The organism is Arthrobacter phoenicis, assembly GCF_047238215.1.
Classification (GTDB): domain Bacteria; phylum Actinomycetota; class Actinomycetes; order Actinomycetales; family Micrococcaceae; genus Arthrobacter.
In genome coordinates this window covers 1,564,362-1,584,501 of sequence record NZ_JBDFMK010000001.1, presented here as the reverse complement: position 1 = coordinate 1,584,501, position 20,140 = coordinate 1,564,362, and the positions used below count along the sequence as shown (strand labels likewise).

The 20,140-nt window shown below is 69.6% G+C and carries 17 protein-coding genes; 13 read left to right on the top strand and 4 right to left on the bottom strand.

Annotated elements, in window-relative coordinates:
• Positions 1–79 precede the first annotated feature (79 nt).
• From lysS to ABC337_RS07375, 4 genes are all read left to right on the top strand, one after another.
• Entirely contained in the window at positions 80–1,609 is a 1,530-nt protein-coding gene (gene lysS, locus ABC337_RS07390; protein ID WP_412884521.1) for a lysine--tRNA ligase, read from the top strand.
• A 2-nt stretch (positions 1,610–1,611) separates the two neighbouring features.
• Positions 1,612–1,806, top strand: a complete 195-nt coding sequence (locus ABC337_RS07385) for a hypothetical protein (RefSeq protein ID WP_412884522.1) — start codon at positions 1,612–1,614, stop codon at positions 1,804–1,806.
• Positions 1,807–1,936: 130 nt separating this feature from the next.
• Complete coding sequence (locus ABC337_RS07380) at positions 1,937–2,263, top strand: histone-like nucleoid-structuring protein Lsr2 (RefSeq protein ID WP_290257003.1); 327 nt, start codon at positions 1,937–1,939, stop codon at positions 2,261–2,263.
• 347 nt (positions 2,264–2,610) lie between these two features.
• Complete coding sequence (locus tag ABC337_RS07375) at positions 2,611–5,103, top strand: ATP-dependent Clp protease ATP-binding subunit (RefSeq protein ID WP_412884523.1); 2,493 nt, start codon at positions 2,611–2,613, stop codon at positions 5,101–5,103.
• Positions 5,104–5,236: 133 nt separating this feature from the next.
• Here the strand turns inward: ABC337_RS07375 and ABC337_RS07370 are convergent, their stop codons facing one another.
• On the bottom strand, positions 5,237–5,683 hold the full coding sequence (locus tag ABC337_RS07370) for a Rieske (2Fe-2S) protein (RefSeq protein WP_412884524.1): 447 nt from the start codon (positions 5,681–5,683) through the stop codon (positions 5,237–5,239).
• A 124-nt stretch (positions 5,684–5,807) separates the two neighbouring features.
• Here ABC337_RS07370 and ABC337_RS07365 point away from each other — a divergent pair, with 124 nt between their 5' ends.
• From ABC337_RS07365 to dhaM, 5 genes are all read left to right on the top strand, one after another.
• Positions 5,808–7,928: a S9 family peptidase gene (locus tag ABC337_RS07365; RefSeq protein WP_412884525.1), complete on the top strand. Its 2,121-nt coding sequence runs from the start codon at positions 5,808–5,810 to the stop codon at positions 7,926–7,928.
• Positions 7,929–7,986: 58 nt separating this feature from the next.
• Positions 7,987–8,496: an amino-acid N-acetyltransferase gene (locus tag ABC337_RS07360; protein WP_412884526.1), complete on the top strand. Its 510-nt coding sequence runs from the start codon at positions 7,987–7,989 to the stop codon at positions 8,494–8,496.
• A gap of 404 nt (positions 8,497–8,900) precedes the next feature.
• The gene (gene dhaK, locus ABC337_RS07355; RefSeq protein ID WP_412884527.1) at positions 8,901–9,902 is read left to right on the top strand and encodes a dihydroxyacetone kinase subunit DhaK; all 1,002 of its coding nucleotides are present in this window, start codon (positions 8,901–8,903) and stop codon (positions 9,900–9,902) included.
• 2 nt (positions 9,903–9,904) lie between these two features.
• On the top strand, positions 9,905–10,546 hold the full coding sequence (gene dhaL, locus ABC337_RS07350) for a dihydroxyacetone kinase subunit DhaL (RefSeq protein WP_290256997.1): 642 nt from the start codon (positions 9,905–9,907) through the stop codon (positions 10,544–10,546).
• On the top strand, positions 10,543–11,214 hold the full coding sequence (gene dhaM, locus ABC337_RS07345; protein WP_412884528.1) for a dihydroxyacetone kinase phosphoryl donor subunit DhaM: 672 nt from the start codon (positions 10,543–10,545) through the stop codon (positions 11,212–11,214). Before dhaL ends, dhaM begins: the two co-directional genes overlap by 4 nt.
• A gap of 23 nt (positions 11,215–11,237) precedes the next feature.
• Here the strand turns inward: dhaM and ABC337_RS07340 are convergent, their stop codons facing one another.
• Positions 11,238–12,056 carry an HhH-GPD family protein gene (locus ABC337_RS07340; RefSeq protein ID WP_412884972.1) on the bottom strand — a complete coding sequence of 273 codons (819 nt, stop codon included), beginning with the start codon at positions 12,054–12,056 and terminating at the stop codon, positions 11,238–11,240.
• A 324-nt stretch (positions 12,057–12,380) separates the two neighbouring features.
• Here ABC337_RS07340 and ABC337_RS07335 point away from each other — a divergent pair, with 324 nt between their 5' ends.
• Positions 12,381–13,061: a hypothetical protein gene (locus ABC337_RS07335; RefSeq protein WP_412884529.1), complete on the top strand. Its 681-nt coding sequence runs from the start codon at positions 12,381–12,383 to the stop codon at positions 13,059–13,061.
• A 67-nt stretch (positions 13,062–13,128) separates the two neighbouring features.
• On the opposite strand, the gene disA is transcribed toward ABC337_RS07335, so the two are convergent.
• Positions 13,129–14,205, bottom strand: coding sequence for a DNA integrity scanning diadenylate cyclase DisA (disA, locus tag ABC337_RS07330; RefSeq protein WP_412884530.1), 1,077 nt, complete (start codon positions 14,203–14,205; stop codon positions 13,129–13,131).
• A 328-nt stretch (positions 14,206–14,533) separates the two neighbouring features.
• On the opposite strand from disA, the gene ABC337_RS07325 reads away from it, so the two are divergent.
• Positions 14,534–16,147: a peptide chain release factor 3 gene (locus ABC337_RS07325; RefSeq protein ID WP_412884531.1), complete on the top strand. Its 1,614-nt coding sequence runs from the start codon at positions 14,534–14,536 to the stop codon at positions 16,145–16,147.
• Between the two features lie 186 nt (positions 16,148–16,333).
• Positions 16,334–17,701: a GAF domain-containing serine/threonine-protein kinase gene (locus ABC337_RS07320; RefSeq protein WP_412884532.1), complete on the top strand. Its 1,368-nt coding sequence runs from the start codon at positions 16,334–16,336 to the stop codon at positions 17,699–17,701.
• A gap of 59 nt (positions 17,702–17,760) precedes the next feature.
• Here ABC337_RS07320 and ABC337_RS07315 read toward each other — a convergent pair whose 3' ends face one another.
• Positions 17,761–18,963 carry a PucR family transcriptional regulator gene (locus ABC337_RS07315; protein WP_412884533.1) on the bottom strand — a complete coding sequence of 401 codons (1,203 nt, stop codon included), beginning with the start codon at positions 18,961–18,963 and terminating at the stop codon, positions 17,761–17,763.
• A 97-nt stretch (positions 18,964–19,060) separates the two neighbouring features.
• Here ABC337_RS07315 and ABC337_RS07310 point away from each other — a divergent pair, with 97 nt between their 5' ends.
• Positions 19,061–20,128, top strand: coding sequence for a ferredoxin reductase (locus ABC337_RS07310; RefSeq protein ID WP_412884534.1), 1,068 nt, complete (start codon positions 19,061–19,063; stop codon positions 20,126–20,128).
• The last annotated feature ends 12 nt before the right edge of the window (positions 20,129–20,140 follow it).

Here is a 20,140-nt window from a genome sequence, read left to right as displayed (position 1 = left end):
TCAGGAGCGGTCGCCCCCGATTCTAGTGCCACCGGCCGCGATCCCGGGCGCTCAGGAATCCCCGGTAAACTTAGGGATTGTGACTTCCCAAAACACCCCCGCCCCGAACACGCCCGAGCACTCTGACGCCAGCGAACAGACCCTGGTCCGGATGGAAAAGCGCGCGAAGCTGATCGAGCGCGGGATCGAGGCCTACCCCGTGGGCGTCGAGCGGACCCACTCGCTGACCGATATCCGGGAGAAGTACGCCCACCTCGTCGCCGACGAGACCACGGGCGACGTCGTCGGCGTCACCGGCCGCATCGTCTTCATCCGTAACACCGGCAAGCTCTGCTTCGCTACCCTGCAGGAGGGCGGCCTCGACGGCAAGGCGGTCCGGCTCCAGGTCATGCTCAGCCTGGCCAACGTCGGCGAGGAGGCGCTCGCCGACTGGAAGTCCCTCGTGGACCTCGGCGACCACGTCTTCATCAAGGGTGAGGTCATCTCCTCCCGCCGCGGCGAGCTCTCCGTCATGGCCGAGTCCTGGTCCATGGCGTCCAAGGCCCTGCGCCCGCTGCCCGTGCTGCACGCGGAACTGAACGAGGAAACCCGCGTCCGCCAGCGCTACGTGGACCTGATCGTCCGCGACGAGGCCCGCGAGATGGTCTACACCCGCGCCGCGATCACCCGCTCCATCCGCGAAACCCTGCACCGCCAGGGCTACGTGGAGGTGGAGACCCCGATGCTGCAGCTGGTCCACGGCGGCGCCACCGCCCGCCCGTTCGAGACGCACATGAACGCGTTTGACCAGAAGATGACCCTGCGCATCGCCACCGAGCTGTACCTCAAGCGCACCGTCGTCGGCGGCATCGACCGGGTCTACGATATGGGCCGCGTCTTCCGCAACGAGGGCGTCGACTCCACCCACAGCCCCGAATTCACCACCCTGGAGAGCTACGAGGCGTGGGCCGACCAGTTCGTCATGGCGGACCGGATCAAGGAGATCATCCTCGACGCCGCGGACGCCGCCGGCGTGGGCCGGGTGCTGCAGACCGAGGCCGGCGAGATCAACCTCGACGGCGACTGGGCCTGGATGGCCGTCTACCCGGGCCTCTCCGACTTCGTCGGCCAGGAGATCACCCCGGACACTCCGGCCGCCGAGCTGCTGGCACTCGCGGAAAAGCACGAGGTCAAGGTTGACGCGGCCTGGGACGCGGAGAAGCTCGTCGTCGAACTCTTCGGCGAACTGGTCGAACCCACCCTGCTGAACCCGACCTTCGTCTATGACTACCCGCCGTCCGCGCAGCCGCTGGCCCGCCAGCACCGTGAGGACGGCCGCCTGATCGAGGCCTGGGACCTGATCATCGGCGGCATGGAGCGCGGCACCGCGTTCTCCGAGCTGATCGACCCCGTCATCCAGCGCGAACGCCTCACCGAACAGTCGCTGCGCTCCGCCGCCGGCGACGTCGAGGCCATGCAGCTGGACGAGGACTTCCTCCGGGCCCTCGAATACGGCGCCCCGCCGATGGGTGGCATTGGCCTCGGCATCGACCGGCTGGTGATGCTGTTCACCGGTGCGGGCATCCGCGAGACCATCCTGTTCCCGCTGCTCAAGCCCGAAGGCAACTGATCATGGATTACATTGCCGTGCTGCTGCCCTCCGTGGTGGTGGGCCTCATTTTCTGGTTCGTGATGAAGGCAATATTCAACGCCGATAAAGCTGAACGCCAGGCCGAGGCCCGCGCCCAGGCGGAGTCCGACGCAGCAGCAAACGCCCCGGCCGCGAATTCCGCGCCGGATCAGGGGCATTCCCCGGAACAGCCCTAGAAAGTCATTAGCCGACTCTGTTTTCCCACAGCGTAGTTTTCCGCTTTGACTCGGCGCCATAAAGAGATGGATACTTTTTACAGTTACATCCTGCTTTTCTAAATGCTCCTCCTTCGAAAAGAGAGTCTTTATGGCACAGAAAGTTGAAATCATCCTCGTGGATGATCTGGATGGGGGATCCGCGGACGAAACTGTCCGGTTTGGGCTGGACGGCGTCAGTTACGAAATTGACCTGTCGGCCAACAATGCTTCAGAACTGCGTTCGTCGCTCGAACGTTATGTGGGCCAGGCCCGCAAAACGTCCGCCGGCCGGCCAACCCGCACGAAGGCCGCCAGCGGCCGAAATCAGGATTCGGCCCAGATTCGCCAGTGGGCCCGTGACAATGGCTACGCGGTCAACAGCCGTGGCCGAATCCAAGCCGAAATTCAGGAAGCCTACCAAAAGGCCAATTCCTAGGATTGGCGCCGTTTCCGGCCCCTAAGGCCGGAACGAATTGCCCGAAGCGAAGCCCCCGCCATCCGGTGGGGGCTTCGCTGCGTCCGAGGTCCGTACGCTCCTCCCCGGTTACCGGGCGGCTGCGGCTTGCCGGGCCGACGCCGGGGCCCGGCCGGGCCGGAATGCAGCCGTTTCCGGGGACCCCTCGCCCTGGTGCGGCGGAGGTAACCGGGGAGGGACGCACGCACGGGCCGTGCACGCCGCCCGGGTCCCCGCAACCGCCCCGGTTTCCCCTGTGGCGAACAAGCCACAAATTACGAAGACCGCCACGTAGCATCAAAGTACGTCGTAGCTAGGAGTGTGGCGAAATGTTTGAGCGATTTACGGACCGTGCCCGTCGCGTAGTTGTGCTTGCCCAAGAAGAGGCACGCATGCTGAACCACAATTACATCGGTACCGAACACATCCTCTTGGGTCTGATCCATGAGGGTGAAGGTGTTGCCGCCAAAGCCCTCGAGTCCTTGAGCATTTCGCTCGACGGCGTCCGCGAACAGGTGCAGGAGATCATCGGGCAGGGCCAGCAGGCACCGTCCGGTCACATCCCCTTCACGCCGCGGGCCAAGAAGGTGCTGGAACTCTCCCTGCGCGAGGCCCTGCAGCTCGGCCACAACTACATCGGCACCGAGCACATCCTGCTCGGCCTCATCCGCGAGGGTGAAGGCGTTGCCGCACAGGTGCTGGTCAAGCTCGGCGCAGACCTGAACCGGGTCCGCCAGCAGGTCATCCAGCTGCTCTCCGGCTACCAGGGCAAGGAATCGGCCGGAGCCGGTGTCGGCGCCGGCCAGGCCGAGGGTACCCCCGCCGGCTCGGTCGTCCTCGACCAGTTCGGCCGGAACCTGACCCAGGCCGCCCGGGAGAACAAGCTCGATCCCGTGATCGGCCGCGAGCAGGAAATGGAACGCGTCATGCAGGTCCTTTCCCGCCGCACCAAGAACAACCCCGTCCTGATAGGTGAACCCGGTGTCGGTAAGACCGCCGTCGTCGAGGGCCTGGCCCAGGCGATCGTCCGCGGCGACGTCCCGGAGACCATCAAGGACAAGCAGCTCTACACCCTGGACCTCGGTTCCCTGGTGGCCGGCTCCCGCTACCGCGGTGACTTCGAAGAGCGCCTGAAGAAGGTCCTCAAGGAGATCCGCACCCGCGGCGACATCATCCTGTTCATCGACGAGATCCACACCCTGGTGGGTGCCGGCGCGGCCGAGGGTGCCATCGATGCGGCCTCGATCCTGAAGCCCATGCTGGCCCGCGGCGAGCTGCAGACCATCGGTGCCACCACGCTCGATGAGTACCGCAAGCACATCGAGAAGGACGCCGCCCTGGAGCGCCGCTTCCAGCCGATCCAGGTCAAGGAGCCCTCCGTCGCGGACGCGATCGAGATCCTCAAGGGCCTGCGTGACCGCTACGAGGCGCACCACCGCGTGACCATCACCGACGGCGCCCTCGCCTCGGCCGCGAGCCTGTCCGAGCGCTACATCTCGGACCGCTTCCTGCCGGACAAGGCCATCGACCTGATCGATGAGGCCGGCGCCCGGCTGCGCATCCGCCGGATGACCGCTCCGCCGGAGCTGAAGCTGATGGACGAGAAGATCGCGGCCATGAAGCTGGAGAAGGAATCGGCGATCGACGCCCAGGACTTCGAAGGTGCCGCCTCGCTGCGCGACAAGGAGCAGAAGCTCATTGCCGAGCGTGCCGAGAAGGAACGCCAGTGGAAGACCGGCGGCATGGACGACATCTCCGAGGTGGATGAGGACATCATCGCCGAGGTGCTCGCGAACTCCACCGGCATCCCGGTCTTCAAGCTGACGGAGGAAGAATCCTCGCGCCTGCTGAAGATGGAAGAGGAACTGCACAAGCGCGTCGTCGGCCAGGACGAGGCCATCAAGGCCCTGTCCCAGGCGATCCGCCGCACCCGTGCCGGCCTCAAGGACCCGAAGCGTCCCGGCGGCTCGTTCATCTTCGCCGGCCCCACCGGTGTCGGCAAGACCGAACTGGCCAAGGCCCTCGCTGAGTTCCTGTTCGGCGAGGAAGATGCGCTGATCACCCTGGACATGTCGGAGTACTCCGAGAAGCACACCGTCTCGCGGCTCTTCGGTGCCCCTCCGGGCTACGTGGGTTACGAGGAGGGCGGCCAGCTGACCGAGAAGGTCCGGCGTCGTCCGTTCTCCGTGGTGCTCTTCGACGAGGTGGAAAAGGCCCACGCGGACCTCTTCAACTCGCTGCTGCAGATCCTGGAAGACGGCCGCCTGACCGACTCCCAGGGCCGCGTGGTGGACTTCAAGAACACCGTGATCATCATGACCACCAACCTCGGTACCCGGGACATCTCCAAGAGCGTCGCCACCGGCTTCCAGTCCGGCACGGACACGCAGACCGGCTACAACCGGATGCGCGCCCGGGTCACGGAGGAGCTCAAGCAGCACTTCCGCCCCGAGTTCCTGAACCGTGTTGACGACGTCGTGGTCTTCCCGCAGCTGACCCAGGACGAGATCATCGAGATCGTCGACCTGTTCGTCACCCGCCTGGAGCGCCGCCTGAAGGACAAGGACATGGGCATCGAGCTCACGCCCGCGGCCAAGGTGCTCCTGGCTACCCGCGGTTACGACCCCGCGATGGGTGCCCGGCCGCTGCGCCGCACCATCCAGCGCGAGATCGAGGACCAGCTCTCCGAGAAGATCCTCTTCGGCGAGCTGCACTCCGGTGACATCGTGGTGGTCGACGTCGAGGGTGAGGGCGACGAGGCGAAGTTCACCTTCGCCGGCAACGCCAAGCCGAGCATCCCGGAGATCGCGCCGACCCACTAGGGCAGGTTCGCTGCTCCGCAGCACCACACGCAACGGCCCCGGCCGCTTCCCTTACGGGAGCGGCCGGGGCCGTCGTCGTTAAGCCGTTGAGCGCTGGAGCGCCGGGGCTCGCGCCCAGGTTCGCGACGGGTCATCAGGCGGTAACGGTGATCCATTCGCCGTCGATCGCGGCCTTCAGCTTGGCCAGCGGCGCGCGGGCCGGACCCTGGATGACGCTGCCGTCGCTGCCCTTGAAGGAGGAGCCGTGGCAGGGGCATTCGAAGTCGCCGCCGGCCGGGGCCACCGGGCAGCCGGCGTGGGTGCAGGCGGCGTCGTAGGCCAGGACGGTCTTCTCGTCCGGGCGGAAGATCACCACGGCCTTGCCGTTGACCTTGCCGGTGGCGGTCCCGCCCACCTTGACCTCGCTGACCTTCCCGACCTGCACCGGGGTGCCGGCCGGGACAGAAGACGCCGCGGCGTCGCTGGTGGCGGCCGCGTCGGACTCCGGCCCGGAGCAGGCGGAGAGCGTCAGGGCGGTGCCGCCGGCCGCTCCGGCGCCAAGCAACAGGGAACGTCGGGGGAGCATCTGTTCAGGATTCATGGGCCCATTCTGCCAAGCGGCGCTGGGAATTGGCTGCGGACGGGCACCCCGGAATCTTGAAAGCATTGTTTCACTCTTAGTGAACCCGGTGTGAGCGGGAGCACATCGGGTGTTGAATCGGACCATGCCTTCAACCGAAACGCCTGCGACCGGCGGGCTTCCCCAGACACCCTTCCACGACCTGGACCACTACCTGGCCATCCCGCGCATCAGCGGCCTCGCCATGAGCCCGGACGGCCGGCGACTGGTCGTCTCCGTCGCCACCCTGAACGACAAGGGCACCGACTACCGCACCGCGCTCTGGGAGATCGACCCGGCCGGGACGCGCCCGGCCCGCCGGCTGACCCGCAGCGCCAAGGGCGAGGCCGGGGCCGCGTTCGCGGCCGACGGCACCCTCTACTTCACCTCCGAGCGCCCCGACCCGGAGAACCCGGACGCCGACGCGGTCAAGGCCCTCTGGGCGCTGCCGGCCGACGGCGGAGAGGCACGCCTGGCTCTCTCCCGCGCCGGTGGGGTCAGCGGCGTGCTGGCCGCCCGGGACGCCGACGCCGTGTTCGTCACCGCCCCGGTCCTGGCCGGCTCCACGGAGGAGGCCGACGACGAGGACCGCCGGAAGGCCCGCAAGGACAAGAAGGTCGCGGCCATCCTGCACACCGGCTACCCGGTGCGGTACTGGGACGCCGACCTCGGCCCCGGCCAGCCCCGGATCTTCGCGGTCGAACCCGGTGCGGAACCGGAGAACGGCACGCCTGGAACGGTCGACGCCGCCACCCCCGCCATCCTGCGCAACCTCACCCCGGAGGCGGGCAGCGGGCTCCGCGAGGCCGAGATGTCGGTCAGCCCGGACGGGAAGACCGTCTACAGCAGCTTTACCCGGCCGCTGGCCAACGCCGACTCCCGGATCGTCCTGGTGGCCGTGGACGTCGCCACCGGCACCACGCGCGTCCTGCTGGATGAGCCGGGAATGAGCTACTTCCCCGGGCCGGTCAGCCCGGACGGCCGCACCCTGGCCGTGGTCAGCGAAACCGACACCACCCCGGAGCAGGCGCCGCAGGTCCGGCTGCACCTGCTGGACCTCACCGGCCCGGACGGGAAGCTCAGTCCGCTGGCGGAAGGCTGGGACCGCTGGCCGCGCCCGGCCGCCTGGCTGCCGGACGGATCGGCCCTGCTGGTCACCGCGGACGAGGACGGGGCCACCCCGGTGTTCCGGGTGGACGTGGCGGGCTCCGGCACCGGCAGCGCGGCCGCTTCACCGCGCCGGCTGACCGGCGATGCCGCGGCCTACACCGACGTCGTCGTCTCCCCGGACGGGCGCCACGCCTATGCGCTCCGCAGCTCCTACGAATTCCCCGCCGAGGCGGTCCGGATAGACCTCGCCTCCGGCGACGTCACCCGGCTGCATGCTCCCGCCGGGCGGCCGGCGCACCCGGGCCGGCTGGAACGGGTGGAAACCACCGCCGCGGACGGCCGGCGGGTCCCCGCCTACCTGGCCCTGCCCGACGACGCCTCGGCGGAGAACCCGGCCCCGCTGCTGCTCTGGATCCACGGCGGCCCGCTGGGCTCCTGGAACGCCTGGACCTGGCGCTGGAACCCCTGGCTGCTGGTGGCCCGGGGCTACGCCGTCCTGCTCCCGGACCCGGCCCTGTCCACCGGCTACGGCCAGGACCACATCCAGAGCGGCTGGGGTGAGTGGGGCAAGGCCCCCTTCACGGACCTGATGGCGATCACCGACGCCGTCGTGGACCGGCCGGACATCGACCAGACCCGCACCGCGGCGATGGGCGGCTCCTTCGGCGGCTACATGGCCAACTGGGTGGCCGGCCAGACGGACCGGTTCAAGGCGATCGTCACCCACGCCAGCCTCTGGGCGCTGGACCAGTTCGGCCCCACCACCGACGCGGCCCAGTACTGGCTGAAGGAAATGACCGAGGAGATGGCCGCGGCCAACTCCCCGCACCTGTTCGTGGAGAACATCCGCACCCCCATGCTGGTGATCCACGGTGACAAGGACTACCGGGTGCCGATCGGCGAGGGCCTGCGGCTCTGGTACGAGCTGCTCGCCAAGTCCCAGCTCGCCGCGGACGGGGACGGCCGCACCGACCACCGGTTCCTTTACTTCCCGGACGAGAACCACTGGATCCTGCAGCCGCAGCACGCCAAGGTCTGGTACGGCGTCGTCGAGCACTTCCTCGCCCGGCACCTGCTGGAGGAGGACATCCCGGTGCCCGCGGAGCTGGGCGTCTAGCCCGCCGGCAAGGCGGGAGGCGCACGGGGGCGGCGGGGCGGAGCCGTAGGATGGGGCTGTGACTGAGCCCATCCGGATCCGCCCTGCCCGCACCCACGACGTCGCCGCGATCAAGACCCTCGTGGCACCCCTGGCGGACCAGCGGATCCTGATGGCGAAGGAGACGGTCGCCTACTACGAGAGCCTGCAGGAGTTTCGGATCGCCGAGTCGCCCGACGGCGAGATCATCGGCTGCGGCGCGCTGCACGTGATGTGGGAGGACCTGGCCGAGGTCCGTACCCTGGCCACCTCCGACGCGTGGCGCGGCAAGGGCGTTGGCCACCAGCTGGTGGAGCACCTGCTGGATGACGCCCGCGCGCTGGGCGTCTCCCGCGTCTTCTGCCTCACCTTCGAGGTGGAGTTCTTCAAGCGCCACGGGTTCGCCGTCATGGCGGACCAGACGGCGGTGGACCCCGTGGTCTACTCGGAGCTGCTGCGCTCCCACGACGAGGGCGTCGCCGAGTTCCTGGACCTTGCCCGGGTCAAGCCCAACACCCTCGGCAACACCCGGATGATCCGCGCCCTGTAAGGGCCGCCCGGCCTCTTCCGCCACCTCCACTCGGTGGATAAACTGATGCCGGCCCGGCGGGGAAGGGCCGCCGTCGTCCGGAGGCAGACTGTGCAACACCGCGTGATCTTTCCTGACTTTTCCGCGTTCCAGATGTCCGTGGACGCCCCTCCGCTGCCGCCGTGCGACGCTCCCGGCTACGGAGGCGGAACGGGAGGCGGCGCCGGAGCGGACGGCGAACCCGGCGGCGCCCCGGACGCAGGCGTGGGCCCCGGCCGGCGGATGCCCCCGCAGGAGGGACTGGGCCCGGACGCGTGGCCGGAGTTCCCCGCCAAGGTCCAGCCCGGCCCCGGAGCCTACCGCGCGCCGGATGCCGGTAGTAGGGTTCAACCAAAGCAGCCAGGACACCATCCAGGAGCGCAGCCATGAAGAAACTCATCAACGATCCCAAGGCCGTGGTCGACGAATCAGTGGAGGGCTTCGGACTCGCCCACGCGGACCTCGTCACCGTCCACCCCGACCCGAAATACATCGTCCGCAAGGATGCCCCGGTGGCCGGAAAGGTAGGCCTCGTCTCCGGCGGCGGCAGCGGCCACGAACCCCTGCACGGCGGCTACGTGGGGAAGGGCATGCTGGACGCCGCGGTCCCCGGCGCCGTCTTCACCTCGCCCACCCCGGACCAGATCCTGCCGGCCACGCTCGCGTCCAACTCCGGCGCCGGCGTCGTCCACATCGTCAAGAACTACACCGGCGACGTGCTGAACTTCGAGACCGCCGCCGAGCTCGCCCAGGCCGAGGGTGTGGAGGTCCGCACCGTGCTGGTCAACGACGACGTCGCCGTGCAGGACTCGCTCTACACCGCCGGGCGCCGCGGCGTGGGCGGAACCGTCCTGGTCGAGAAGATCGCCGGTGCCGCGGCCGAGCGCGGCGATGATCTGGACGCCGTGGCCGCGATGGGGGACCGGGTCAACCAGAACGTGCGCAGCATGGGCGTGGCGCTGACCGCCTGCACGGTCCCGCACGCGGGCGTCCCCAGCTTCGAGCTGGAGGACAACGAGATCGAGATCGGCATCGGCATCCACGGCGAACCCGGCCGGCACAAGATCCCCATGGAGCCCGCGGACGGCATCACCGACCGCCTCCTGGATCCCGTGGTCAGCGACCTGGGCCTGGCGTCCGGGGACAAGGTCCTTCTGTTCGTCAACGGCATGGGCGGCACTCCGCAAAGCGAGCTCTACATCGTTTACCGCCGCGCGGTGCACCGGCTCGAGGAGCAGGGCGTGAGCGTGGAGCGCTCGCTGGTGGGCAACTACATCACCTCCCTCGAGATGCAGGGCTGCTCCATCACCGTCCTGAAGCTCGACGACGAGATGACAGCCCTCTGGGACGCACCCGTGCACACCGCGGCCCTGCGCTGGGGCGCCTGACCGTGGGGCTGGACGTCGGCTGGGCCGTGCGCTGGCTGACCTTGTCGGCGGAGGCCATGGCCGAGCACCGGGTGGAACTGATCGAACTGGATCGGCCCATCGGGGACTCGGACCACGGCGAGAACATGGACCGCGGCTTCAAGGCCGTGATGGACAAGCTCGCCGAGGCGCCCCCGGAAACCGCCGGAGCCGCGTTGAAGCTGACCGCCATGACGCTGATGTCCAAGGTGGGCGGAGCCGCGGGACCGCTGTACGGCACCGCCTTCCTGCGGGCAGCCACCGCCCTCGGCGACGCCGCGGACATCGACGCCGGCACGCTGGCCACGGCACTGACGGCCGCCCGGGACGGGATCGTGGCCCGCGGCAAGGCCGAATCGGGGGACAAGACGATGGTGGATGCCTGGACCCCTGCCGTTGACGCGGGTTCGGCCGCTGCCGGGGCCGACGGCGGCAGCCCGGGCCGGGTGCTGGCCGCGGCGGCTGATGCCGCGGAAGCGGGGGCCGTCTCCACCGACCCGATGCAGGCGCGCAAGGGCCGCGCGAGCTACCTGGGGGAGCGAAGCATCGGCCACCGCGACCCGGGCGCCGTCTCCACCGCCCTGATCCTGCGCGCCGCCGCCGAGGCCGCTGAGGGCGCCGCATGACGGTGCGGCTGGTGGTGGTCTCACACAGCGCGAAGATTGCCGAGGGCGCCGTCGAACTCGCCGCCCAGATGGCGCCGGACGTGCCCATCATCGCCGCGGGCGGCACCGACGACGGGCGGATCGGAACCAGCCTGGAGAAGGTCATGGCCGCGCTGGAACAGGCCGACGGCGGCGAGGGCGTTGTGGTCCTCACGGACCTGGGCTCCGCCGTGATGACGGCGGAATCCGCCGTGGAGTTCGCCGCGGACCCCTGTTCCATCCACCTGGCCGACGCCCCGCTGATCGAGGGCCTGGTGGCGGCCGCTGTGTCCGCGCAGACCGGGGCCGACGCGGAGACCGTGAAGGAGGCCGCCGAGGCCGTCTACCGGCCGCCGGAGCACCATCACGCCCATGCTGAGAGGTCCGCGGCGCCGGACGCGCAGGGGGACTTCGAACTGGTCAACAAGGCCGGCATGCACGCCCGGCCGGCCGCCAAAATCGCCGGGAGCCTCGCCGGCATGGACGCCACGGTCACCATCAACGGCGTCGACGGGGAGTCCATGACCGAGCTGATGATGCTGGGCGCCGGACAGGGCACCGTGCTGCACATCGAGGCCAGCGGTCCGGACGCGGTCAAGGCCGTGGATTACCTGGGCGGGCTCATCACCGACGGGTTCGGCGAGCCCTAAGCCCCACCTGGTTCCTCGGGCGCTCAGGCCGGCAGCTGAAGTCCGGCAGGATGCTGTTGTGCCAAGCCGTCGGCCAGCAGCCCGGCCACGGCCCGCTCCAGCTGTTCCGGCGGGGCATTCAGCCGGTGCAGGGCGGCCAGCGGGATACCGATCCCAACAGGAGTGAACCCCAGGTCGGCGGGCGCGCGGTCCAGCAGCTCCCGGGGCACCGGCGCCTCGGCAAGACGCAGCACCGCGACAACGGCCCCGCGGACCTGGCGGTCCGTGCCGTGCCAGGCCTGGCCCTTGGGCGTGTAGGTGGGCGCGGGTTCCCCGGCGGCCAGCCACGCGCACGCGTCCCGGACCGGGCACTGCCCGCACTTGGGTGAGCGGGCGGTGCAGACCAGGGCGCCGAGTTCCATCACGGCGGCGTTCCAGCGCACCGATTCGGGGCCGCCGGCGGGCAGCAGCTCCGCGGCCAGGCGCATCTCCGCGGCGGTGAGCGCCGGGGCGGGCAGCGCGGCGCCACCGATCAGCCGGGCGTGCACCCGGCGGATGTTGGTGTCCACCACCGTTTCCCGCCGACCGAAGGCGAAGGCGGCGACGGCGGCCGCGGTGTAGGTTCCGACGCCGGGCAGCGCCAAGAGCTCCTGGTAGGTGCCGGGCACCTGCCCGTCGTGGTCCTTGACGATCGCCGCCGCGGCAGCGTGCAGCCGCAGGGCGCGCCGCGGATAGCCCAGCCGGCCCCACGAGCGGACGGCCTCCCCGGGGGCCTCCCGGGCCAGGTCGGCCGGTTCGGGCCAGCGCCGAAGCCACTCCTCCCACACCGGCAGCACCCGCACCACGGGGGTCTGCTGCAGCATGATCTCGCTGACCAGGACGCCCCAGGGGGTTCGGCCCGCCTCGCGCCACGGCAGGTCCCGGGCCGTGTCCGCGAACCAGGAGTCCAGGGCGGCATGGAGCTCCGCCAGCCGTCCGGCGGGCGGCGCGGCGGGGGCGGTAACTGCCTGCGCGGCGGGGGCGGTAACTGCCTGCGCGGAGGGTGAGCCGGGCGCGGCGGGGGTGGCCACTGTTTCGGGGGAGGAGGTCATGGTTTTGATCGAACCAGCTTAATAGAGACGCGCACCATAGCCGGACCAGCGGCGTGGTGGTGTGTGATCGGAGGCGTGGTTCTCTAGCCTAGAAGAATGGTCAGGCAAGGCAACGCTCGCGGTACGGCCCGGAAACCGGGTAAGGCCGTCTACCGCCGTCGCCGCCTCCTTGCCGGCGCCGTCCTGCTCCTGGTCCTGGCGCTCGCGGTGGCCGGTGTCGTGGCCGTCTCCAACGCCTTTTCCGGTGGCTCTTCCGACGACGCAGGGCAGGCAGGCAGCGCCAACGGAAATGGCGCCACCGCGTCTGCCGCCGCGTCCGGGACGGCCTCCGCCGTCGCCTCCGCCTCCGCGAGCCCTTCCGCCTCCGCGACGCCCAGCCCGGCGTCGGCCTGCGACGACAAGCTGATTACGGTCACCGCCGCCACGGACAAGGCCGTCTACGGTCCGGGCGAGAACCCGCTGCTGACCCTGAAGGTCACCAACGGCAACCAGGTCCCGTGTGAGGTCAATATCGGCACCTCACAGATGGAGTACGTCGTCACCAGCGGCGCGGACCGGATCTTCTCCTCGGCAGACTGCCAGGCCGAGAGCAGCGATTTGGTGAAGTCGATCGGACCCGGCCAGAGCGAGACGGCCAACTTCCCGTGGGCCCGGAACCGGTCCGTCGACGGCTGCAAGGCCGTCACGGCGCAGCCCGGCGGCGGCGGCGCGTACTACGTCTTCACGGCGCGGCTGGGGAACAAGACCAGCCCCAAGGCCGTCTTCCAGCTCGGCTGAGCCGGCCGGTCCGCAAGGAGAAAACCCGGCGGAGCCGGTCTATTGGAGCCGGTTCAGGGCAGCCGGTCTAGAGGAACCGGTCCAGCAGGCTGGCCTCCGCCATCCGGCTCAGGCCCTCGCGGACGGTCCTGGCACGCTGGTCGCCGATCCCGTCCACGGTCATCAGGTCATCGATGGTGGCCGCCATCAGGAACTGCAGGCCGCCGAAGTGGTCCACCAGCCGGTCGGCCACGGCCTTCGGGACCGCCTTGAGGCCGGAGAGCAGCCGGTAGCCGCGCGGCTGGACGACGGCGTCGAGGTTGGCCTCCCCGCCGGCGAACCCGACGATCCCGGCGATCTTGCCCAGGTCGATCAGCTCGGTCGAATCCAGGCTGACGAGTGCCTTGACGGCCTTGTCGATGTCCTCGACGGAGGCGTGCGGGCCCGAGTAGTCCCGGATGATCACATCGCTGCCGGGGCCGCGGCCCACGGTGAGCTCGTCCAGCTGCAGGGACAGCAGGCGGCCGTCCTCGCCGAGTTCCAGCACGTACTGGGAAATTTCTTCGGAGATCCGGCGCACCATCTCCTGGCGCTGCAGGGTGACGGCGACGTCGCGCACAGTCACCATCGCCTCGATTTCGAGGGCGGACAGCGAGCTGGTGACCTGGTCCAGCCGGGACCGGTACCGCTCGAGGGTGGCGAGTGCCTGGTTGGCGCGGGCCAGGACCTTCTCGGAGCCCTCCAGCACGTGCCGCAGGCCGTTGACGTAGAGGGCGATGATCTGCATCGACTGGCTCACGGAGATGACCGGCACACCGGTCTGGATGGCGACGCGCTCGGCGGTCCGGTGCCGGGTGCCGGTCTCCTGGGTCTCGATGCTGGAATCGGGTACCAGCTGGACGCCGGCGCGCAGGATGTTGCTGGCGTCCCTGTCACAGACGATCGCGCCGTCCATCTTCGCGAGTTCCCGCAACCGGGTGGGGGAGAAGTCGATGCCTATCTCGAACCCGCCGGAGCAGAGGGATTCGATGGTCCGGTCCATGCCCAGCACGATCAGCGCGCCGGTGCGGCCGCGCAGAATCCGTTCGAGCCCGTCCCGGAGGGCGGTGCCGGGGGCCACCCTGGCCAGCGTCGCCTTGAGTGCGTCTTCGGGGCTCCGAGCCATGGGTGTTTCCCTTCAAAGGTGCAGGCCTCTGCCTGCCGTGCGCCGGATCCGCGGATTTCATACGGTGGCCGGTCAGAACAAAAATGCCCGGTCTCCCGGTAGCACCATCATAGGGGTACGGCCCCCCGTTTTCCGCACGGACAAGCCCCAAAGTGGTCCATGGGAGCGTTACGAAAGGACCCGGAAAGTGCTCTCCCCGGGCACTCCGGCGGACCACATTTTTAGTCCCGCCGGGGCTGTCCCGCCGCCTGCGATAAACTGGAGTCCTGGGTGTATCGCGGGCTCTCCGCGCAGTGAACCCGCCCCAAGCCGCAGCGAAAGTAGCACCGTGTCCCAAGATGTCCACAGCCCCGCCCGAGTCCAGGAGATTCACAAGCAGGCGGGCCGGCGCCGGACCTTCGCAGTCATTTCCCACCCCGACGCCGGTAAGTCCACGCTGACCGAGGCGCTGGCCCTGCACGCGAAGGTGATCGGCACCGCCGGCGCGTCCAGCGGCAAGGCCAACCGCAAGGAAACGGTCTCCGACTGGATGCAGATGGAAAAGGACCGCGGCATCTCCATCAGCTCCGCGGCGCTTCAGTTCGCCTACCGGGACACCGTCATCAACCTGCTGGACACCCCCGGCCACGCCGACTTCTCCGAGGACACCTACCGCGTGCTCGCGGCCGTTGACTGCGCCGTCATGCTGGTGGACGCGGCCAAGGGCCTGGAAACCCAGACCATGAAACTGTTCGAGGTCTGCAAGCAGCGGAACCTGCCCATCATCACCGTGATCAACAAGTGGGACCGCCCCGGCCTGGACGCGCTGGCCCTGATGGACGAGATCACCGAACGCACCGGCCTGCAGCCCATGCCGCTGACTTGGGCCGTGGGCATCTCCGGTGACTTCCGCGGCGTCTGGGACCTGCGCAACGACCGTTTCGCCCGGTTCCAGCGCAACAACGCCGGCGCCAACATCGCCCTGACCGACTACTTCACCCCGGAACAGGCCGCCGAGAGCCAGGGCGATGACTGGTCCAACGCGGTGGACGAGGCCGGGCTGGTTATCGAGTCCAACCTCGCGTTCGACGTCGAGGCCTTCCACGCCGGCAAGGCCACCCCCATCCTCTTCAGCTCCGCGGCGCTCAACTTCGGCGTCAAGGAGATCCTGGATGCGCTGGTGGACTTCGCCCCGCCCGCCGCGCCGCGCCCCGACGTCGACGGCGACCCGCGCCCGGTGGACGCCCCGTTCGCCGGCTTCGTCTTCAAGGTCCAGGCCGGCATGAACAAGGCCCACCGCGACCACGTCGCCTTCATCCGGGTCTGCTCCGGCGTCTTCGAACGCGGCATGGTCGTGACCCAGGGCCGAACCGGGAAGTCCTTCGCCACCAAGTACGCCCAGCAGGTCTTCGGCCGCGAACGCGAGGTGATCGACGAGGCCTTCCCCGGCGACGTCGTCGGCCTGGTCAACGCCTCCGCGCTGCGGGTGGGTGACAGCCTGTTCCTGGACCAGCCGGTGGAATTCCCCGCGATCCCGCTGTTCGCGCCCGAACACTTCCAGGTGGCCCGCTCCAAGGACCCCAGCCGCTTCAAGCAGTTCCGCCGCGGCATCGAACAGCTCGAGCACGAGGGCGTCATCCAGGTGCTCCGCTCGGACATCCGCGGCGACCAGGCGCCCGTGCTCGCCGCCGTCGGCCCCATGCAGTTCGAGGTGGTCGAGGACCGGATGGCGCACGATTTCAGCGCCCCGATGCGGCTGGAGCGGCTGCCCTACTCGCTGGCCCGGATCACGACGGCGGACGCCATGCCCGCGCTGGCCAACGTCACCGGCGCGGAGGTGCTGCTGCGCTCCGACGGCGAGTACCTGGCCCTCTTCAACGACGTGTGGGCGCTGCGGCGGATCGAGAAGAACCTGCCGGACCTGACGCTGATCCCGATCGGCACCCACAACCCCGCAAAGTAGCCACCGCAATCACCGACCCGGACTCCCGGGGGCTGCGGCGAAATAAACGCCTCGACCCCTACCGTTCCGGCGATTCCGCGTTATCATAAGTAACCTTGCTAATTTGCGGGCGCCGGCCCCAGGCCTGCTCACAGCACCGATCCGCCGAGGTTCAGCGGACCCCGAACGAGGGAACACCTACACGCGTTGACCATCACCATCGAATCCGGAGCCCTGTTTGGCGGGCGCTACCGGATTGAGTCCCTGATCGGCCGGGGAAGCCAGTCCACCGTTTACCGGTGCTACGACCAGCAGCTGCACCGCGAGGTTGCCGTGAAGCTTTTCCGCGCCGACCCGGAGGGCCCCGGCGCCGTCCGGCTGCAGCGGCAGGAAGCCCGCATCCTCGCCGGGATGAGCCACCACGCCCTGGTGATGCTGCTGGACGCCGGATCCGACCACGACGACGACGGCCAGGAGCTTAGTTACCTGGTGATGGAGTACGTCCCCGGCCAGGACCTGCGGCACCGCACTGTCCGCGGCCCGCTCTCCGCCGCGCATATGGCACACATCGGCTACGACCTCGCCGAGGGCCTGTCCTACATCCACCACCACGGCGTGGTGCACCGGGACGTCAAGCCCGGAAACGTCCTGCTGGTGGACTACAGCAACGAGGACCGCAGGCCCCGGGCCAAGCTCACCGACTTCGGCGTCGCCTGCTTCGCGGACGCCCCGGATGACGACCAGGAGGACGGCGGCACCTCCGGAACGCCCGCCTACCTCAGCCCCGAGCAGGCTGCCGGCGGCCCGGCCGGTCCCGCCAGCGACGTCTATTCCCTGGGGCTGGTGCTGCTGGAGGGCCTCACCGGGAACATGGCCTACCCCGGCGCGCCGATCCAGTCCGCCGTCGCGCGGCTCCTCCATGACCCGAAAATCCCCGACGAGCTGGCGCCCAAGTGGGCGGAACTGCTCACCTCCATGCTCTCCCGCGACCCGGCCGACCGGCCGCCCGCCAGGGAGGTGGCCCTGGCCCTCCGGCAGGAGATCATCAGCTCGTCCGGACGTCGACGCCGGCACGCCACGGCGCCCGACGAGGCCGGACGGATGCGGGCCGTGGAACGCTACGGCATCCTGGATACGCCCGCGGACGGCTCCTTCGACCGGATCGCGGCGCTGGCGGCGCGGATGTTCTCCGTGCCGGTGGCGATCATCAGCATCGTCGACCACGACCGGATCTGGTTCAAGACACACCACGGCACCGACGTGACGGAGATCGGCCGCGACCCAGGGCTCTGCGCCTCGGCCATCCTCCAGGACGGCCCGTGGATCGTCAACGACGCCACCCACGACGCGAGGACCCTCGCCAATCCCTTGGTGGCCGGGGACTTCGGCCTCCAGTTCTACGCCGGCATTCCGCTGCGTACCCCGGACGGCTACAACCTGGGCACCTTTTGCATCCTGGACCGGGAACCCCGCGAGTTCAGCGAGGAGGACACCCGCTCCCTCGAGGATCTGGCCGCACTGGTGATGAACGACCTCGAGCTGAGGCTGCGCGGCAGGGAACTGGCCGCGGGCTGAGCCGCCCGGGCCAGGGAGGCAGCGCCGCCGGCCTGCCTCCCACCTAACGCTCGCCTGGCCTAGCGCTTGCCCGCGTTCAGGGCCAGTTCCAGCTCGAAGCGGGCCACCGGGTCCTCCAGCGCGTCGCCGAACAGCTCCCGCAGCTGCACCGCCCGGTACCCCACGGTCTGCGGGTGGATCCCGAGCTCCGCCGCCACCGGGCCCCGCTGGCCCCAATGCCGGAGCCAGGACAGCAGCGTCTCGGCCAGCCGTTCGCGCTGCGCGGGACGGAGTCCCTCCAACGGTGCCAGCCGACGGCTGGCCAGCTCGGCGATGGCCGACGGTTCGGCGCCCAGCACCACGGCGGCCAGGTGCTCGTCCGCCCAGATCGGGGGATCCTCCGGGGCGTCGCGGTGCGGCAGGACCGACGCCGCCAGCACGGCCAGGCGCAGTGAGTCGGGCACCTTTTCCCAGCCACCGGCCGGCCCCACGGCGGCCCCGCGGCCCCGCAGTGCGTTGTCGACGTCCCGCCGCGCGGCCGCCGAACGGGGTGCGGGGACCAGCACGACGGCGTCGGTCTCCCGTTCAATCACCAGGGTCCCGGGGCCCAGCCGCAGGCGCAGCCCCGCCGCCCGGTCCAGCGGCAGCGTCACCACGCACATCCGCCGCGGCAGCGCCCAGTCGGCCATCGCGGCGGTCTGGCGGAGGGCCGCCTCGTCCGCCTGGCCGAGCAGCAGCAGGTCCAGCAGCTCCGTCCGGCGGCGGTCCACCGCGCCTGCCCGCTCCGACTGTTCGAAGGCGTAGGCCTCGGCGCTGACGGCGGACAGCTCGTCGATGTAGGCCAGGATCGACTCGCCCAGGTCCACCACCACGTTTTGGCCCAGGTGCTGGTCCATCGAGACCTTGGACATCTCCCGGAATGTCACCCGCGCGCCCATCCGGTAGGCGCTCAGCAGTGCGTCCATGCTCCTGCCCTGACGGAATTCGCCGCTGCCAAGCCCTGCCACCAGTTCCCGACTTTCCTCCGAGAGTGCCGGCAGTGCCGTGCCGGGCAGCTGCAGGAAACGGTCGAGGGCCGCGGCCACCCCGCGCCTCAGCCCCCGGCCGAAGCGGCCTTCGATGGGGCGGGCGTAGGCCGGCACCAATTGCGGCACCGCGTCGATGATGGCCTCCACAATTCCCGGCATCCGGGGCCGGAGCACGTCGCTGACCTCCTTGGGCAGAGCCAGCCAGGGCGGGTCGTAGGCGGGGTAACCGGTGCCGGAGGTGGGTGTCGCATCCATGGTGGACTCCAAAAACTGTTGTGTAGCGATAGTTTCTATGTCCCGATCGTATGCCCGGGGTGAAGAATTATGACTCATCCCGACATACACTTGATGAATGATCCGGCTCCGTAAGCTGGCGCGCGCCGCATCTCTGCTGACCACCCCGCTAGCCCCAGAAGACATTCTGTCGCTATTCAACCCCGTGTTTTCCTCCCGCCAATTGCGCGGCGTGGTTACCAGGGTGGTCCCGGAAACGGCCGACTCCGCCACCATCTTTTTTCATCCCGGCCGCGGCTGGCAGGCGCACCGCGCCGGCCAGTGGGCCCGCATCGGCGTCGAACTCAACGGCGTCCGCCATTGGCGCTCCTACTCGCTCAGCGCACCCGCCGGCGAGGATCCCGCCATCACCGTCACGGACATGGGCGCCGTCTCCGGCGCGCTGGTCCGCAACACCAAGCCCGGCGACGTGCTGTTCCTGGCCCCGCCGCAGGGGCACTTCGTCCTGCCCGAGCACCCGCGGCCCCTGCTGATGCTTACCGCCGGCAGCGGCATCACCCCGGTGATGTCCATGATCCGCACGCTGGTCCCGCACCGGCCGGATGCCGACGTCGTCCTGATCCACACCGCCCGGACCCGGGAGGACTCCATCTTCCTGGAGGAGCTCGCCGAGCTGGCCGACCAGTTCCCCAACTTCACGGTGACCCAGTGGTTCACCGGCGAACGCGGCCGGGCCGACTTCAGCTCCGGCGCCGAACTGGACCGTCTGTGCCCGGACTGGCGGGACCGCGCCGCCTACGCCTGCGGGCCGGAGGGATTCCTGGACGACGCCGAATCGCTCTGGGCGATCGAATCCGGCACCAACGAGCCCGGAACCGACCTCACGATTGAACGCTTCAGCACCAATCTGGGCGGCGGCGAGGGGCACGACGGCGGCCTGGTCACCTTCGAGGCCTCCGACCGCGAGGTCGAAGCCGACGGCGCCACGCCGCTGCTCGACGTCGGCGAGGACGCCGGCGTGCTGATGCCCAGCGGCTGCCGCATGGGCATCTGCCACAGCTGCCTAACCCCCCTCCGGGCCGGCCAGGTCCGTGACCTTCGCAGCGGCGAGGTGCACGGCGAGCCCGGCCAACTTATCCAGACGTGTGTCTCGGCAGCCGCCGGGCCCGTGAACCTCGACCTCTGAGGAGAGCCACCC